Here is an 18043-nt window from a genome sequence, read left to right as displayed (position 1 = left end):
TTTCCGGGACGTAAATGCGGGATAATCTTGTTGCGCCTGAGACAGGGGAGCGGCAAGTCAGATTAACAAGACTTGTATCAAAAAAAACACCCAAAACTACAACATCCTGAGCCGACATATGAAATACCGCTTTGCGCGCCTGCTCGCAGGCTCGATCCTTGCCACTGCTGTCGCCGCCGCGTGGGCCCAAGAGCCCGCGACCGACGTGATCCGTTTCGAGATTACCCGCTTCGACATCACCGGCAACACGCTGCTGCCCGCCGACGTGGCCCAGCGTGCCGTGGCGCCTTTCGTCGGCAAGGACCGCGACTTCGGCAGCGTGCAGAATGCCCTCGAAGCGCTGGAAGAGGCCTACCGCGCAATCGGTTACTCCGTTGTTTCGGTGGAGCTGCCGGAGCAGGAACTGGACCGCGGCGTGGTGCAGCTGAAGGTGGTGGAAACGAAGATCGGCCGCGTCACCGTAAAGAACAACCAGTACTTCGACGAGGCCAACGTGCGCCGCGCGCTGCCAGGCCTTGAGCCCGGCCAGACGCCGAACCTGCGCGACATCTCGAAGAGCCTGAAGCTCTCGAACGAGAACCCGTCCAAGAAAGTGGCGATGAAGCTGCAAAGCGGCGAGAAGGACGACGAGGTCGATGCGGCGCTGGAAGTGACGGACGAGAGCCCGTGGAAGGTCATGATGAATGGCGATAACACGGGCACCAGCACCACCGGCAAGACCCACCTCGGTTTCGTGCTGCAGCACGCGAACCTGTTCGGGCGCGACCACGTGGCCAGCCTGCAGTACACCACCACGGCGGAAAAGCCGGGCGCGATCAAGGTGTATGGCCTGGGCTACCACGTTCCGCTGTACGCCCTGGGCGATTCGCTGGACTTCTTCGCCAGCTATTCGAACGTGGATTCCGGCACCGTGACCGCCGGCATCTTCGACCTGGCCGTGAGCGGCAAGGGCGCCGTCTACGGCGGCCGCTATACGCACAACCTGATGAAGCAGGGCGAGTACGAGTCCAAGCTGGTGTACGGCGTGGACTACAAGGCCTTCAAGAACAGCATCCTGCTGCTCGGTACTGAGCTGGGCAACAACGTGACGGTGCATCCGCTCAGCGTGACCTATCAGGGTTCGCTCGGCATGCCGGACGGCGAGCTGGGTGGCTCGGTCTCCCTGATCCGCAACGTGCCGGGCGGCTCGCGCGGCAAGCAGGAAGACTTCACCCGCGTGCGCACCGGCGCCAAGGACGATTACACCCTGCTGCGCCTGAGCGGCAGCTACAGCACGGTGCTGCCGCAGGACTGGCAGTTCCGCGCCATCATCAACGCCCAGTACACGCGCGACGCGCTGATCCCCGGCGAGCAGTATGGCGCGGGCGGCGCGGGCTCGGTGCGCGGCTTCGGCGAACGCGAGATCTCGAACGATTCGGGCGCGGGCGCGAACCTTGAGGTGTACACCCCGAATTTGTGCGGCAACAAGGCCTGGCAGTGCCGCGCGCTGGCGTTCTACGACAACGCCTATGTGAAACGGAACCACTCCCTGCCGGGTGAAATGACCAGTACTTCGATTGGCAGCGTGGGCCTCGGCCTGCGTTTGCTGGTTTCCAGCTACGTGAACCTGCAACTGGACTACGGGCATGTGGTGCGGGCCGGCGCTACCCAGCGTGACGGCGCGGACAAACTGCACGTGCGGCTTGGCCTTTCTTATTGAGGCGGACATCATGACACATCTCGACCAACACCAGCGCGCTCCGCAAGGGGGCTACCAGCTGCAGCGCAAGCTGCTGGCTGCAACCATCGCGGCATGCTTCGGCGTCGCTCAGGCCAATCCCACCCTGCCACAGGTGGTGGCGGGCCAGGCCACGTTCAGCCAGCAGGGCAATGTGTTCTCGATCACGAACACGCCGAACACGATCATCAACTGGCAGAGCTTCTCGGTCCAGCGCGACGAGATCACCCGCTTCATCCAGCAAAGCAGCGACAGCAAGGTGCTGAACCGGATCACGGGGCAGGACCCGAGCCAGATCCTGGGTTCCCTGCAGTCGAACGGCCAGGTCTTCCTCATCAACCCGAACGGCATCATGTTCGGCAAGGACGCGCGCATCGACGTGAACGGCCTGGTGGCATCCAGCCTGCAGCTCTCGAACGCCGATTTCCTGGCTGGTAAGAACAACTTCAACGCCGAAGGCCATGCCGGCAAGGTCGTGAACCAGGGGCAGATCACCACGCCCCAGGGCGGCAAGGTCTTCCTGATTGCGCCTACCGTGGAGAACCATGGCGTGATCACCGCGCCGAACGGCGAGGTGCTGCTGGCTGCGGGCAAGAGCGTGCAGCTGGTGGATTCCTCGAACCCTGCCATCCAGGTGGTGGTGTCGGCGCCTGAAGACCAGGCGCTGAACCTGGGCCAGATCGTGGCGCAGGGCGGCCGCGTGGGCATCTACGGCGCGCTGGTGAACCAGCGCGGCATCGTGAACGCCGACAGCGCCGTGCGCGGCGAGAACGGCAAGATCATCCTGAAGGCCAGCCGCACCGTGCTGGCCGATGCAGGCAGCCGAACCACCGCCACCGGCGCGGGCAAGGGCGGCGATATCCAGATCCTGGGCGAGAAAGTCGGCCTGAACGGCGACGCCGTGGTGGACGCGAGCGGCCAGCAAGGCGGCGGCTCGGTGCTGCTGGGCGGCGACTACCAGGGCAAGAACGCAGCAGTGCAGAACGCGAAGCAAACCTTCGTTGGCAAGAACGCCGTGGTGAAGGCCGATGCGCTGGCCAGCGGCGACGGCGGTAAAGTCATCGTCTGGGGCGACGAATCGGCCCAGGCCTACGGCGCCATTTCCGCGCGCAGCGCAAACGGCAAGGGCGGTTTCGTCGAAACCTCCGGCCACTACCTCGACGTGGCGGGCCTGCGCGTCGATACCACAGGCAAGGACACCAATGGCGTCTGGCTCCTGGACCCTTACAACATCGAGATCGTTTCCAGCAGCGGCGGCTACGGCCTGGCCGACATGGCCGACTTCAATGGCGGCGCGGGCGGCACGGCCACCTCGAGCATCAACGCGTCCGACATCAATGGGGCAGGCACGAATGTGGTGCTGTTGGCGAAGAACGACATCAACGTCAATGCCGCTGTCAACATCACAACGGCGAACGTGGGACTGACCGCACAGGCGGGCAACAACATCAACGTGAACCAGGCCATCACGACCAACGGCGGCGCCGTCACCCTCTCTGCGGGCGATATCGCATCCGGCACGGCCAATGCTGCCGGCACGGTCTACGTTAACCAGGGCATCACGACCGCTGGCGGCAACGTGGTGCTCAAGGGACCCCGGATCGATGTCGCTGCGGCGGTGAACTCTTCCGCGGGCGACATCACAGCAACCACCCAGCCGGGCGGCACGATCAATATTCTCGCCTCGGGCAGCCTGAGGGCAGCTCCGGCCTCCATTACGGATCCGCAGCCTACCATTGCGCTGACGGCGGACAACCTGGATATCGCGGGCAGCATCACCAACTCGGACAACGGCGGCGGTTTCGTTTCGATCGCCACGCGTACCGTTGGCCGGGAAATCAATATCAATGCGGCGGACACCACGAGCGCAAGCTCCATGTCGCTCACGAATGACGAGCTGGCCCACATCGATGCCTACGAGCTGGCTCTGGGCAACGCCAACGGTGGCACCATCAACATCAATTCCGAGTTGAATACCTCGGGCAAGAGCATGCACTTGTCGTTCCAGTCGAACAACGACATCAATGTGAATGCCCTGGTGCGCGCCGACACCCTGCATACCATCTACATGGGTACGACGGGCTCGGGCAAGTTGAATGTGGTGAGCGGCGGCAGCGTCCGCGCTGGCGACGTCTACCTGCGCTCGGACGACCTGCGCCTGGGCGGCGCCGCCGGCACTATTGCAGGCAACACTGTCTATCTGGACCTGGAAAGCAGCACGGCTGCACTGAAGGTCGGCTCGGACCCGAGCGCGCAAGTCACAACGGCGGAATTGAAGACTCTTTCCGCGACCAATATCAAGATCGGCAGCGCGGCCGGCTACCTCGGCACGACCAGCGTCGAAGGTACGCTCGATCTGAGCACACAGACTGGCCTGAGCCGGGTGACGCTGGAAGGGGGAGCGGTTGCAATAAACGGCGCGGTAACTGTGCCTGCCGAGCTGGAACTGAAATCTTCCGGCGCCGTGAGCGGGAGCGCTGCGGTAACGGCCGACAAGTTGTACGTCACAGGCGCCTCCGTCGACCTGGGTGGCCTGAACGATGTGAACAAGCTGGTGGGTTCCGCCAGCACTACCTTCGCGTTCAAGGACGTCGATGGCATTCAACTTGATAGCGGCAACGGCCTGGAAGGCGTCAATGCCGACAGCATTACCCTGACCGCCAGCTCGCTGACCCAAACCTTCAGTGCACCGCTGGTGGCCAACGAGCTGACCCTGCTCGGAGGAGGCAACTACACCTTGAGCGGTGTGGCCAACCAGGTGTCGAAGCTGACGGCAAACGGAATCAGTTCCCTGGACTACACCGGTTCCACCAGCCTGACGCTGGAATCGCTCACCATGCCGAGCACGGTGACCGCATCGCATATCAATGTGAACCTCTCCGGCAGCGCAACGCTGACCGCGAAACAGGTCGATGCGAAGACCAACGCTGTCACCTTGGCTGCACCAACGGTCACCGTACCTGCCGGCGGTCAGGTGCTGGGCGGCGGCGTGATCGTCAACACCAGTGCACTGAATATGAGCGGAACGCTGACGGCAAGCACGGTTTCACTGTTGTCCAGCGATGATATTTACGTCGGCGATACCTTCAGCGCGGTGGAAGGCTCTGCGCTGCGCCTGACTTCCGCAACCCTGGGCAAGATCGACGCGCAGGCAATTTATGTCTCTGCGGGGTATGGCGATGACCTGACCGTGGGTACCGTCACTTTGCCTTCGTTCACCTCGCTCTACACGCAAGGCATCCTGGACATCAGTGGCACCGTGACGGCGTCCAAGGGCTTGGCCATGGCCGCGGCGAACTATGACCTGACGGGCGCCAGCATTGCCGCCGGCAGTTATGCCGTCAACTTCTCCACGTCTCGCTCCAATGGCCTGATGCAGGTGAATGGCACCCAGGACAGCACGACCACTTACCTCAATAGCGCCATGCTCGACGCGGTCAGCGGCGAGGTGCTGGTTGGCGGCGCGAATGGGGTCACCGTGGCAGGCGCGGTCGACCGGGGCGCACGTAACATCGTCCTGGTGTCCAACTCCGGCTCGATCGACATCAATGCACCGGTGACAGCGGCGGGTGTCACGCTGCAGGCGAATTCGATGAACGTCAACGCAGCGATCAATGCCACCAACAAGGTGAACATTGCGCCACTGACGGATGGCGTCACCAAGTATTCCATGGTTATTGGGGCGGATTGCTCCACCAGCAATTGCCTGTCCTTCAAGGATCTCTCCTTCATCAATGCTCCCAAAGTGCAGTTCGGGATGAGCTATAACACCAGCACGATCGACATCGCGGGCATTGGCGGCACTGGAGATACGGCCAGCAATGCGGCCATCACGCAAATCACACTCGACGCTTCGGGCAATATCGCTCAAACGGGTGCGATCGGCGTGTCCACGCTGAACATTCTTACCCCGGGCACCGTGACCCTGAATAACGCCGCGAACGCGGTTTCGAATGTCCTGCTGGGGACCAGTACAGCCAAGGCACAGGGCGTCGATTTCAAGACCACGACGGGCTTGAACCTCTTCAACGCCTATGTCACCGATACGCTTAAGCTGACCGTTGGCGGGTCGCTCACGAGTACCGGCGCCATCGTGGCCGACAAGCTGCAGGTGCAGGCGGATGGCGCTGTGGGCACCAGCTCTCTGGCGCTGTCGACGAAGGTCAACTACCTGGATGTGGTCACGAACGGCAGCACGGGAAATTCGATCAATATCGTGAACAACAGCTCGTCGGCCCCGCAGGCATTGCAGGTCGACCAGTTGGTTGTTGGCAGCGGCGATGGCAGCATCACGCTGAGCAATTACGGCGCGACCACGATCGCGGGTCCGGTGACCACCAGCAGCGGCAACATCAATGTGGCAGCCCATAGCCCGTTGACCGTCAGCGGCAACGTGCAGTCCACGACCGGCAACATCACCCTCGAGGCAGGTGCAAGCGGTTCGAGCAGCGACAAGCTGACGATCAACAGCTCGGTGACCACTGGCGGAACGGTTCTGCTGAAGGCAGGTGATGCCATTCTGGGCAACGGCACCGTCACCGGCAGCACCGTCACCAGGACGCCAAACCTGAATCCTTCGAGTCCGCCACCGGTGAGCCCTCCGCCCGTGAGCCCACCGCCCGTGAGCCCGCCGCCCGTGAATCCACCGCCCGTGAATCCTCCGCCGGTGAACCCGCCGCCGGTCAATCCGCCGCCAGTGAATCCGCCGCCGGTCAATCCACCTCCGGTGAATCCGCCGCCCGTGAATCCACCGCCGGTGAACCCGCCGCCGGTCGATCCGCCGCCGGTCAACCCGCCGCCGGTGAATCCGCCCCCGGTCGATCCGCCGCCAGTGAATCCGCCGCCGGTGAATCCGCCGCCGACGGCCGACATCTGCACCATCGCTCCGAATTCGGCGCTGTGCCAGGTGCTGTCGCCGCCTACCGCGAGCGAGCCGGAAAAGCCAGTGCAGGCCGCAACCAAGGAAGTGATCAAGACCATCACGCGTGAAGGTTCAGGGTCGGGATCCGGTTCCTCCTCGGGTGGTGGCAGCAGCAGCGGCAAGGGCTCCGACAGCAGCGGTGGTCCGGCCGCGACCGACAAGGACGAGCAGAAGAAGGCCGAGAAGGAAACGGCCACCACTGAAAAACAGGGAACGCAAAATGAAAAACCACCTGCTAAAACCTATTGCAACTAATTCGCTGCGCGGTTTCCTGGTCCTGGCCCTGTGGGCCGTCAGCACGCTGGCGCTGGCGGGCCCCGTGGCAGGCACCGTGGTGCAGCTGAGCGGGCCGCTGCTGGCGAAGAAGGCCAACGGCGCCACCAAGATCCTCTCGCTGAAGTCCGAGGTGGAGAACGGCGACACGCTCATCACCGAGAAGAACACCTACGCGATGGTGAAGATGATCGACAACAGCACCATGACGCTGCGCCCCGCAACGTCGATGACGATCGAGAACTTCAGCTTCGACGATGGCAAGCCGGAAGGCGACGAGGCGAAGTTCAACCTCGTCAAGGGCGGCCTGCGTTCGGTGACCGGCCTGCTGGGCAAGCGCAGCAAGGAGAAGTTCGCGCTGAAGACGCCCGTGGCCACCATCGGTATCCGCGGCACGACCTTTATCGTGAACTATTCGCCGCCACTTCCACCCGGCGCAGGGGCCTTGCTGGGCGGCGGCCTGCCGCCGGGCGCAGCTCCCCCGCTTGCGCCGCCGTCGTCCAGTGGCGGCAAAGCTCCTGCGGCGCCAGTGGCGCCAACGGCGCCGCCTGGTCCGCCGCCAGGCCTGCACATCGCCGTGCAGGACGGCGCAATCATGGTCCAGAACCCGGGCGGCACGGCACAGTTCTCGGCAGGGCAGTTCGGCTATGTGCCGAGCGTAACCCAGCCGCCGGTCGTCGTTCCCCCGAACAATCCCGGCCTGCAGTTCACACCGCCGCCGAGCTTCAATTCCTCGACCGGCCCCACCGCATCCTCCGGGCCCGGCCAGGGTAGCGCAGTGGACTGCGTAGTACGTTAATCCTCCCAGGTCAGGCGCTGCGAAACAGCGCTTGACCTTCCCATCATGGGATACTTCATGCTGTGGCCAAATCATGGTCAAGGAGTATCCCGATGAGCACTTCCCCCCATACCCAGGCAGTAAAGATCGGCGGCATGAGCTGCGCGTCCTGCGTCGCCCGTGTCGAGAAGGCGCTTGAGGCGGTGCCGGGCGTAGGCAAGGCCAGCGTCAATCTCGCCACCGAAACGGCGCGTGTCGAATCGGCCCAGGCCCTGGATTTCGGCCTGCTGCAGGAGGCGATCGAACGCGCGGGCTACCACGCGGAAGCGGCCAACGACGCCTTTGCCGGCCCCGCCGCGGCGCCGGCGCCTGCCGCCGAGCCGCTGCTGGGCGAGGGAGCCCGCGTCGCCCTGGCGGCCGCGCTCTCGCTGCCGCTGATGCTGCCGATGCTGCTCGACTGGCTGGGCTATCACTGGATGCTGGATTCCCGCATCCAGTGGCTCCTGGCCACGCCCGTCCAGTTCGTTCTCGGCGCGCGTTTCTACCGCGCGGGCTGGAAGGCGGCGATGGCGCGCTCCGGCAATATGGATCTGCTGGTGGCGCTCGGCACCAGCGCGGCCTATGGCCTGAGCGTCTACCTGCTGCTGGCGGGGCAGGAAGGCATGCCGCATCTCTATTTCGAAGCATCGGCCGTGGTGATCACTCTTGTCCTGCTGGGCAAATGGCTGGAGGCCCGGGCCAAGCGCCAGACGACGGCTGCAATCCGCGCCCTGCAAAGCCTGCGCCCTGAATCGGCGCGCGTGCGGCGCGGCGCGGAAGAAGTGGACGTGCCCGTCGCGCAGGTTAGGTCTGGTGACATGGTGGTGGTGCGGCCTGGCGAGCGCATTGCAGTGGACGGCGTGGTGGCCGAGGGCTCCAGCCACGTGGACGAATCCATGATGACGGGTGAAAGCCTGCCGGTGCCGCGCGAGACCGGCGACCGCGTCACGGGCGGCTCCATCAACGGCGAAGGCATGCTCGTTGTGCGCACCACCGCAGTGGGCGCAGAGAGCACCCTTGCCCGCATCATCCGCCTGGTGGAGGACGCACAGGCCGCCAAGGCGCCTGTGCAGAAACTGGTGGACAGGGTGAGCGCCATCTTTGTTCCCGTGGTGCTGGTGCTGGCCGCGCTCACCTTCGCCGGATGGGCGTGGCACTCGGGCGACCTCGAACTGGCCACCATCAATGCGGTAACGGTGCTGGTGATCGCCTGCCCTTGCGCGCTCGGCCTGGCGACGCCCGCCGCCATCATGGCAGGCACCGGCGTCGCCGCGCGTCATGGCATCCTGATCAAGGATGCAGAAGCGCTGGAGCTGGCGCACAGGATCGATACCGTCGTTTTCGACAAGACCGGCACGCTGACCCAGGGCCGCCCCGTCCTGGCGAAACTGAAGGCGGCAGAGGGTGTGGAAGAGCAGCGCGTGCTGGCGCTGGCCGCTTCCTTGCAGCGGGGCAGCGAACATGCGCTGGCCCGGGCGGTGCTCGATGCGGCAGCGGGTTTGCCGGTCCCGGCTGCGGCGGCAGTGTCCGCGCTGCCGGGGCGCGGCCTGCAAGGCAGGGTCGAGGGACGGAGCGTGCTGCTGGGTAGTTCTCGCCTGATGCAGGAGCAGGGCATCGCTCTGCAGGCACTGGAGGAGGGCGCGCGGCAGCTGGAACGCAGCGGCCATACAGTGTCCTGGCTTGCGGATGCGGACCAAGGGCGCCTGCTTGGCCTGCTGGCCTTCACCGATCCGCCCAAGCCCAGCGCGCAGGGAGCCGTTCAGCGCCTGCAGCGCCGCCACATCGCTGTGGCCATGCTCACCGGCGACAACCAGGGCAGCGCGGATGCCATCGCCTCCAGTGTCGGCATTGCGGAGGCCTACGCCGACCTGCTTCCCGGGGACAAGACCGAGCACGTAGCCGCGCTGCGGCGCAAGGGCGCGGTGGTGGCCATGGTGGGCGACGGCATCAACGACGCGCCCGCGCTGGCCGCTGCGGATGTAGGCATCGCCATGTCCGGCGGCACGGACGTGGCCATGCATGCGGCTGGGGTGACGCTGATGCGCGGCGATCCCGCTCTGGTGGCCGATGCCATCGACATCTCCCAGCGCACGATGCGCAAGATCCGCCAGAACCTGTTCTGGGCCTTCGTCTACAATCTGGCTGGTATTCCGCTGGCTGCGCTGGGCATGCTGAGCCCCGTCGCGGCGGGAGCGGCCATGGCGCTGAGTTCCGTCAGCGTCATCACCAACGCCTTGCTGCTGCGCCGCTGGCAGCCGGGCAGCAAGGAGCACGCATGAATATCGGTGAAGCCGCTGCCGCCTCGGGCGTCAGCGCCAAGATGATCCGCTACTACGAGAGCATCGGCCTCGTGCCCGCGACGCAGCGCACTGACAGCGGCTACCGCATCTACGGTGACCGGGACCTGCACACGCTGCGTTTCATCCGCCGTGCCCGCGACCTGGGGTTCTCGCTGGAGCAGATCAAGGGCCTGCTCTCGCTGTGGCAGGACAAGCAGCGCGCCAGCGCGGCGGTGAAGAGTATCGCCCTGTCGCATGTGGATGAACTGAATCAGCGCATCCGGGAACTGACCGAGATGCGCGACACGCTGGCATCGCTTGCGAGCTGCTGCCATGGCGACGATCGTCCCGACTGCCCCATCCTGCAAACGCTCGGGCACCTGGAAACCAGGCAGGCTTGAATGGAACCCTACGTGCTGTACTACTGGCCGACCATCCAGGGACGCGGCGAATTCGTGCGGCTGGCGCTGGAGGAGGCGGGCATCCCCTATGCCGACGTGGCGCGGAACAGGAAGGGCATGCCAGCGCTGATGGCGTCCATCGACCACGCCCAGCCGGGAACGCCCTCGTTCGCGCCGCCCGTGCTGAAGGCGGGGGATCTGCTGATCGGGCAGACGGCGAGCATTCTGCTCTTCCTCGGCGCGCGCCACGGCCTGGCGCCGCGCAGCGAGGCGGGCAGGTTATGGTGCAACCAGCTGCAGCTGACGATTGCGGATATCGTCAACGAGGCGCACGACACGCACCATCCCGTGTCCACGAACCTCTACTACGAGGACCAGAAGAAGGAGGCGAAGAAGCGCGCGCAGGATTTCACCAGCGGGCGCATTCCGAAATACCTCGGCTACTTCGAACAGGTGGTGCGGAACCATGCCGGGCGGGGCAGGTTCGCCGTTGGCTCGCGGCTGACGTATGTGGACCTTTCCCTGTTCCAGCTGGTCGAGGGCCTGCGCTACGCCTTCCCCAAGGCGATGGCAAGACTCGAGCCGCAATGGCCCGAACTCATCGCCCTGCACGATATGGTGGCAGAGCGGCCGAACATCGCGGCCTATCTCGCGTCGAAGCGGCGCATTCCCTTCAACGAGGACGGCATCTTCCGCCGCTACCCCGAACTGGAACGCTGAATCAGGCCGCGCTGAGGACGGGGTAGCCCGCCGCCGCAATGGCCTCGCGCACCTCGTCCAGCTCCGCATCGGTGTCGATCTTGACCTGCCTGCTGGCCAGGTCGATATCGACCTTCGCATCGCTGTCGAGCGCCTTGACGGCCCTGGTGACGGTGGCCACGCAATGGCCGCAGCTCATCTTGTCTACTTCCAGCTTGTACATAACAACTCCTTCGCAGTGGTGATGGCTTCACTCTAGTCCTTCCCACCGTGGCAAGGTCAAGCGAATGCGGTCTACAATATTCGCATGACAGCCAAACAATCCATCGTACACATCGCCCTTGTCGTCCGCGACTACGACGAGGCCATCGACTTCTACGTCAACACGCTCGGCTTCGAGCTGCTGGACGACAGCTATCAGGCCGAGCAGGACAAGCGCTGGGTGGTGGTGGCGCCGCCGGGCGGCAGCGGCACCACCATCCTGCTGGCGCGCGCCTCCAAGCCCGAGCAGGAAGACTTCATCGGCAACCAGGCGGGCGGCCGCGTCTTCCTCTTCCTGAACACGGACGACTTCTGGCGCGACTACCGCCGCCTGCAGGAGCGCGGCGTGCGCATCGTCCGCGAGCCCAAGGAAGCGGACTACGGCATGGTCGCCGTCTTCGCGGACCTCTACGGCAACCTGTGGGACCTTTTGCAGCTCAATCCCGATCACCCCATCGCCCGCCGCGTCCAATAAAAAATTGCCTAAAGGGGACAGACCCCTTTAAGCAATTTTTGCGCTGCTGCTCTTGTTTCTTAAAGGGGACTCGGCGTCCCCGTCTGTCCCCTTTAAGGAATTTTTAGAGCACGTCGCTGGCGTGGTCGGCGAGGCGCGAGCGTTCGCCGCGCGCCAGGGTGACGTGGCCGCTGTGCGACCAGCCCTTGAAGCGGTCCACCACGTAAGTCAGGCCGCTCGAACCTTCCGTCAGGTAGGGCGTGTCGATCTGGGCGATATTGCCCAGGCAGAGGATCTTCGTGCCGGGACCGGCGCGCGTCACCAGGGTCTTCATCTGCTTCGGCGTGAGGTTCTGCGCTTCGTCGATGATGAGGAACTTGTTGACGAAGGTGCGGCCCCGCATGAAGTTCAGGGACTTGATCTTGATGCGCGAACGGATCAGGTCCTGCGTCGCCGCACGGCCCCATTCACCCGCGTCGCCGTCGGATTTGTTGAGCACTTCGAGGTTGTCGTCGAAGGCGCCCATCCACGGACCCATCTTCTCTTCCTCCGTTCCGGGCAGGAAGCCGATGTCTTCGCCCACCGGCACCGTGACGCGGGTGACGATGATCTCGTTATACAGCTTGGTCTCCAGCACCTGCGCCAAGCCGGAGGCCAGCGCCAGCAGGGTCTTGCCCGTACCGGCCTGGCCGAGCAGGGTGACGAAATCGCATTCCGGATCCATGAGCAGGTTGAGCGCGAAGTTCTGCTCGCGGTTGCGCGCGGTCACGCCCCACACATTGTTCTTGTTGTGGCTATAGTCGCGCAGCACCTTGATCACGGCGGTCTTGCCGTTCAGCTGTTTCACCTGGCCGTAGAAAGAGGACTCGCCGTTGTTCGGCTCCAGGTAGACAAACTGGTTCACCAGCAGCGAAGGCACGAAGGGGCCGGTCACGCGGTAGAACGTGGTGCTGTAGCCGTTGCGCGTGTCCTGCCAGGACTCCATGTCCTTGCCATGCTTGTTCCAGAAGTCGTCCGGCAGCTGGACGATACCCGAGTACAGCAGGTCGGTATCTTCCAGCACGTGGTCGTTGAAGTAGTCTTCCGCGGGCAGGCCCAGGGCGCGCGCCTTGATGCGCATGTTGATGTCCTTGGACACCAGCACCACCGCGCGGCCAGGCTGCTCGCTTTCCAGCGAACGCACCACGGCCAGGATCTGGTTGTCGGCCTTCCCTTGCGGCAGGCCTTCCGGCAGGTCCGCCACCTGCACCCGGGTCTGGAAGAAGAGGCGCCCCTTGGCATCCTTGTTGCCCAGCTTCGACAGGGGGATGCCCTGCTCGATGGCGTCTTCCTCGGTGCCGCCCACCAGCGCGTCCAGGGTGCGCGACACCTGGCGCGCGTTGCGCGCCACTTCGGACATGCCTTTCTTGTGGTTGTCCAGTTCTTCCAGCGTCATCATCGGCAGGAAGACATCGTGCTCTTCGAAGCGGAAGAGGGACGTCGGGTCGTGCATCAGCACATTCGTGTCGAGCACGAAGAGCTTCGTCAGGCCGCTCTTGTCGGCCTTGCGGCTGGTGGAGGACTTGATCTGCACTTCATGCGGCTTGTGCTTGGCCGGATGCGGCGCTTCGGCCTTGACGGGCGTGAGCTTGCTGCGCGCGGTCTTGGCGCGCACGGGCGCTTCGGCCGCAGGCTGCGGCGCGGGCGGCGCCAGCTTGAGCGCGGGCGCTTTCTTCGCGGCGGTTTTCTTTGCCGCGGGCTTGGCGGTCTTCGCAGCTGCCTTCACGGCCGCTTTCTTCGGCGCAGGCGCTGCTTCTTCGTCGGGGAAGGGCACGGCGTTGGCGCCGCCGGCCTTCGGGTAATCTTTTGCCAGCAGGAGCGTGGCTGGCTTGGTAGGCAGTTTTGGCAGTGGCATCAGGATCTCAATATGAAAAATGTCCGCACACGCCATGGCAGGAGCCAGGGTGCGTATCGGAGACTGGTTTGGATAATAAGGATGCCTGCGGGCTTTGCGTGCCCGTAAAACATACCGGGAGGCGGCCGGACAGCCGCCTGGCAGTTTGAGAAGAGGAACTCGCTTGACTCAAAATCTGGCTAACACACTTCAAGGTTCTGCTGCGGTTGAGCATCGCTGAGTGTGCAGCGCGTTCGTTCAGCCCTGACGCGCTACAAATTCCAGCACTTCGTCCACGTGATTAGGTACTTTCACGCCTCTCCATTCTTTCACCAATCGGCCGTTTGCGTCAATGACAAACGTGCTGCGCTCGATTCCCCGTACTTCTTTGCCATACATTTTTTTCAGCTTCATGACATTGAAGATCTGGCACAGCGCCTCGTCGGGGTCGGAAATGAGCTCGAAAGGCAGGCCCAGCTTGGCCTTGAAGCCTTCGTGCGAACGCAGGGAGTCGCGGCTCACGCCATACACCTCGGCGCCCGCGGCGGTGAACTTGTCGTGCAGGTCGCGGAAGGCCATGTTCTCCGTGGTGCAGCCCGGGGTATTGTCCTTGGGGTAGAAGAACAGCACGGTGGACTTGGCCGGACGGCCGGAGAGCTGGAAGGTCTGTCCGCCCGTCATGGGAGCGGAAAAGTCGGCGATGAGGCTGTCGGCCACAAGGTTCTCCTGGAGGAAGTGTTATTTTGGTCTTTAATATTGAGGCAAGTTTTCTGTTTTCAAGACTTTTCGATGATGAGGGCGAGCAGCACCTTGCGCCCTTCGCCCATCAGGATGTTGTAGGTGCGGCAGGCGGCGTTCGTGTCCATGCACTCCACGCCGATCTGGCGGCTGGTGAGCGGCGCGCTCAGGCGCGGATGCACGAAGCGCTGGCGCTCCCCGGTGCCCAGGATGACGACGTCCGGCTGCTCGGCCAGCAGCTGCTCGAAGTGCTCCACCGTGAGGGAGGCGAAGTTCTCCACCGGCCAGGGGCGGGGCGCGACCTCGGGCAGCACCAGCAGGCTGGCGTCGTAGGGCTTGGCGTTGATCTCGACGCCGCCGGGGAAATAACCCGTAATGGTTTGATATTGCTGGGTAGAACTGGCGTGAAGCTTCATGATCGGAGGGGATATTGCTGGCAAAAGAGCCTTTATTGTAACGTTTTCCCCGCCAGCCGCCCCCGGTGGTTGATTAAATCAGGCGCATTCGGCAGAATGGGTTTTATTTTCGCAATGCAGCATTTTTACACCGGGGAAGATTTTGCGACCGATTCAGAAATCGAACAAGCTGGCTGAAGTTTGCTATGAGATCCGTGGTCCCGTGCCCGAAAAGGCGCGCCAGATGGAAGAAGAGGGCCACAAGATCACCAAGCTGAACATCGGCAACCTGGCGGTGTTCGGCTTCGACCCGCCCGACGAGATCGTGCACGACATGATGGTGAACCTGCCCAATGCGGCAGGCTACACCGACTCGAAGGGCATGTTTGCACCGCGCAAGGCGGTGATGCACTACACCCAGAGCAAGAACATTGCGGGCGTGAGCATCGACGACATCTACCTCGGCAACGGCGCCTCGGAGCTCATCGTGATGTCGATGAACGCGCTGCTGAACAACGGCGACGAGGTGCTGGTGCCCGCGCCGGATTATCCCCTGTGGACCGCGGCCGTCAGCCTGTCCGGCGGCCGCCCCGTGCACTATATCTGCGACGAGCAGCAGGACTGGTATCCCGACATCGAGGACATGCGGCGCAAGATCACGCCCAATACCAAGGCCATCGTCGTCATCAACCCGAACAACCCGACCGGCGCGCTGTATCCGGACGAGGTGCTGCTGCAGATTATCGAGCTGGCGCGCCAGCACCAGCTCATCATCTACGCCGACGAAATCTACGACAAGGTGCTGTACGATGGCGCCCAGCACACTTCCATCGCCTCCCTGTGCGAGGACCTGCTGTGCGTGACCTTCAACGGCCTGTCCAAGAACTACCGTTCCTGCGGCTACCGCGCCGGCTGGATGGTGGTGTCGGGCGAGAAGAGACACGCGAAAGACTATATCGAAGGCCTGAACATGCTGGCCTCGATGCGCCTGTGCGCGAACGCACCGGGCCAGTTTGCCATCCAGACTGCGCTCGGCGGCTACCAGAGCATACAAGACCTGGTGGGCCCCGGCGGGCGGCTGCTGAAGCAGCGCGACCTGGCATACCAGCTGCTGACCGACATTCCCGGCGTCAGCGTGGTCAAGCCCAAGGCAGCGCTGTACATGTTCCCCCGTCTTGATCCGAAGGTCTATCCGATCGCGGACGACCAGCAGTTCGCCTACGATCTGCTGGCAGAAACCAAGGTCCTGGTGGTCCAGGGTACGGGCTTCAACTGGATATCGCCGGATCACTTCCGCGTGGTGTTCCTGCCCAATACCGACGACATGACGGACGCCTTCGGACGCATTGCGCGCTTCCTGGACGGCTACCGGAAACGGCAGGGCTGACCCGATCAACACGCAACAAGAACCAGAATTATGAAATCCATCAAAGTAGGCCTGCTGGGTGTAGGCAATGTGGGCGGCGGCACCTTCGACGTCCTGAAACGCAACCAGGAAGAGATCCGCCGCCGCGCGGGCCGCGGCATCGAAGTCGTTGCGGTATCGGCGCGCAACCTGGAGCGCGCGAGGCAGCGCACGAACGGCGAAGTGAAGGTGGTGGCCGATCCCTTCGACATCGTCAACGATCCCGCAATCGATATCGTCGTTGAACTGATCGGCGGCTACGACACCGCGAAGGAGCTGGTGCTGAAGGCCATCGCCAACGGCAAGCACGTGGTCACCGCCAACAAGGCCCTGCTGGCCGTGCACGGCAACGAGATCTTCAAGGCCGCGCAGGAAAAAGGCGTGATGGTGGCCTTCGAGGCTGCCGTTGCAGGCGGCATCCCCATCATCAAGGCGCTGCGCGAAGGCCTCACCGCCAACCGCATCGAATGGATCGCGGGCATCATCAACGGCACCACCAACTTCATTCTCTCCGAAATGCGCGACAAGGGCCTGGACTTCGGCACCGTGCTGAAACAGGCGCAGGAGCTGGGCTATGCGGAAGCCGATCCCACCTTCGACATCGAAGGCGTGGACGCGGCGCACAAGGCCACCATCATGTCCGCCATCGCATTCGGTATTCCCGTGCAGTTCTCCAAGGCGCACGTGGAAGGCATCACCAAGCTCGAAGCCGTGGATATCCGCTATGCCGAGCAGCTGGGCTACCGCATCAAGCTGCTGGGCATTGCCAAGCGCGCACGCGTGAACGGCACGGAAGGCATCGAGCTGCGCGTGCACCCCACGCTGATTCCATCCAAGCGCCTGATCGCGAATGTGGAAGGGGCCATGAACGCCGTGCTGGTGCAGGGCGACGCCATCGGCGCCACGCTCTACTACGGCAAGGGCGCGGGCGCCGAGCCTACCGCTTCCGCCGTGATCGCGGACCTGGTGGATATCACCCGCCTGGCCACAGCCGACCCCGAGCACCGCGTGCCGCACCTGGCCTTCCAGCCGAACGAGCTGGCGGACATCGCCATCCTGCCGATGGCCGAAGTGACCACATCCTACTACCTGCGCATGCGCGTGGCCGACCAGCCTGGCGTGCTGGCCGACCTCACCCGCATCCTGGCGGACGGCTCGATCTCCATCGACGCCATGCTGCAGAAGGAGCCGGCGGAAGGCGAAACCCACGCCGACATCATCATGCTCACGCACCAGTCGCAGGAAAAGAACGTGCAGGCGGCCATCGCCCGCATGGAAGGCCTGCCCACGGTGCTGGGCAGCGTGACCAAGATCCGCCTCGAAAACCTCGCGTAAAAAAAGACGGGTGACGCTTGCGCGTCACCCGTTCTAAGGGGAGGTACTTCTACTACTCTCAGATGCTGGTACTGCGGGTACTACTGGGACTTGCTCACTTGCTAGCGACGGTCAGTTCGCTCTTCACTTCCTTCACACCGGCCACGGCGGATGCCGCCTGGATCGCCTTCGTGCCTTCATCGGTGCTGGCAACGGTGCCCGTCAGCACCACCACGCCCTGGTTGGTCGTGACACCGATTTGTTTCTGGTCTGCCAGCGCAGCCTTCACCTTGGAAGTCAGCGCGGTATCCCCGGTCGCCGCAGCGGCGCCCGCCATCGCGGCATCTTGTTGCGGCTCGGCAGCAATGACGGTCAGCGAAGCGGCACCCATGGTGGCAGCGGCCAGCAGGGAGGCGATCAGTTTGGTATGCGTCATGGTCTTATCTCCATTCATGGTTGAGTAACGCCGAGTGTGACGTTAGCCCCTGTATCGCAA

At 63.7% G+C, this 18043-nt stretch carries 14 protein-coding genes; 9 read left to right on the top strand and 5 right to left on the bottom strand.

Annotated elements, in window-relative coordinates:
- The first annotated feature begins 118 nt into the window (after positions 1-118).
- The 6 genes from LSQ66_RS14505 to LSQ66_RS14480 all read left to right on the top strand — a co-directional run bounded on the left by LSQ66_RS14505 (position 119) and on the right by LSQ66_RS14480 (position 11128).
- Positions 119-1699 (top strand): ShlB/FhaC/HecB family hemolysin secretion/activation protein, encoded by a 1581-nt coding sequence (locus tag LSQ66_RS14505; protein ID WP_231765911.1) that lies wholly within the window; start codon positions 119-121, stop codon positions 1697-1699.
- A gap of 10 nt (positions 1700-1709) precedes the next feature.
- A complete protein-coding gene (locus LSQ66_RS14500; protein WP_231765910.1) occupies positions 1710-6893 on the top strand; it encodes a two-partner secretion domain-containing protein in 5184 nt (1727 codons plus the stop codon).
- Positions 6859-7710, top strand: coding sequence for a FecR family protein (locus tag LSQ66_RS14495; RefSeq protein ID WP_231765909.1), 852 nt, complete (start codon positions 6859-6861; stop codon positions 7708-7710). The genes LSQ66_RS14500 and LSQ66_RS14495 overlap by 35 nt, the downstream gene beginning before the upstream one ends.
- Before the next feature lie 92 nt (positions 7711-7802).
- The gene (locus LSQ66_RS14490; protein ID WP_231765908.1) at positions 7803-10007 is read left to right on the top strand and encodes a heavy metal translocating P-type ATPase; all 2205 of its coding nucleotides are present in this window, start codon (positions 7803-7805) and stop codon (positions 10005-10007) included.
- The gene (gene cueR / locus LSQ66_RS14485) at positions 10004-10408 is read left to right on the top strand and encodes a Cu(I)-responsive transcriptional regulator (protein WP_231765907.1); all 405 of its coding nucleotides are present in this window, start codon (positions 10004-10006) and stop codon (positions 10406-10408) included. The genes LSQ66_RS14490 and cueR overlap by 4 nt, the downstream gene beginning before the upstream one ends.
- Positions 10409-11128: a glutathione S-transferase gene (locus LSQ66_RS14480; protein WP_231765906.1), complete on the top strand. Its 720-nt coding sequence runs from the start codon at positions 10409-10411 to the stop codon at positions 11126-11128.
- Between the two features lies 1 nt (position 11129).
- On the opposite strand, the gene LSQ66_RS14475 is transcribed toward LSQ66_RS14480, so the two are convergent.
- On the bottom strand, positions 11130-11330 hold the full coding sequence (locus LSQ66_RS14475) for a heavy-metal-associated domain-containing protein (protein WP_231765905.1): 201 nt from the start codon (positions 11328-11330) through the stop codon (positions 11130-11132).
- Positions 11331-11414: 84 nt separating this feature from the next.
- On the opposite strand from LSQ66_RS14475, the gene LSQ66_RS14470 reads away from it, so the two are divergent.
- Entirely contained in the window at positions 11415-11843 is a 429-nt protein-coding gene (locus LSQ66_RS14470; protein WP_231765904.1) for a VOC family protein, read from the top strand.
- Positions 11844-11946: 103 nt separating this feature from the next.
- On the opposite strand, the gene LSQ66_RS14465 is transcribed toward LSQ66_RS14470, so the two are convergent.
- The 3 genes from LSQ66_RS14465 to LSQ66_RS14455 form a co-directional block, all read right to left on the bottom strand.
- Entirely contained in the window at positions 11947-13716 is a 1770-nt protein-coding gene (locus LSQ66_RS14465) for a PhoH family protein (RefSeq protein WP_231765903.1), read from the bottom strand.
- Between the two features lie 237 nt (positions 13717-13953).
- On the bottom strand, positions 13954-14397 hold the full coding sequence (locus LSQ66_RS14460; protein WP_407659641.1) for a peroxiredoxin: 444 nt from the start codon (positions 14395-14397) through the stop codon (positions 13954-13956).
- A 74-nt stretch (positions 14398-14471) separates the two neighbouring features.
- Positions 14472-14849 (bottom strand): Mth938-like domain-containing protein, encoded by a 378-nt coding sequence (locus tag LSQ66_RS14455; protein ID WP_231765902.1) that lies wholly within the window; start codon positions 14847-14849, stop codon positions 14472-14474.
- A 142-nt stretch (positions 14850-14991) separates the two neighbouring features.
- Here LSQ66_RS14455 and LSQ66_RS14450 point away from each other — a divergent pair, with 142 nt between their 5' ends.
- Both LSQ66_RS14450 and LSQ66_RS14445 read left to right on the top strand, forming a co-directional pair.
- On the top strand, positions 14992-16215 hold the full coding sequence (locus tag LSQ66_RS14450; protein ID WP_231765901.1) for a pyridoxal phosphate-dependent aminotransferase: 1224 nt from the start codon (positions 14992-14994) through the stop codon (positions 16213-16215).
- A 30-nt stretch (positions 16216-16245) separates the two neighbouring features.
- Positions 16246-17568, top strand: coding sequence for a homoserine dehydrogenase (locus tag LSQ66_RS14445; RefSeq protein WP_231765900.1), 1323 nt, complete (start codon positions 16246-16248; stop codon positions 17566-17568).
- Positions 17569-17662: 94 nt separating this feature from the next.
- On the opposite strand, the gene LSQ66_RS14440 is transcribed toward LSQ66_RS14445, so the two are convergent.
- Positions 17663-17983: a BON domain-containing protein gene (locus LSQ66_RS14440; protein WP_231765899.1), complete on the bottom strand. Its 321-nt coding sequence runs from the start codon at positions 17981-17983 to the stop codon at positions 17663-17665.
- Positions 17984-18043: the final 60 nt, after the last annotated feature.

This window comes from Massilia endophytica (assembly GCF_021165955.1).
GTDB classification, from domain to species: domain Bacteria; phylum Pseudomonadota; class Gammaproteobacteria; order Burkholderiales; family Burkholderiaceae_D; genus Rugamonas; species Rugamonas endophytica.
This window is presented reverse-complemented; position numbering and strand designations above follow the sequence as displayed.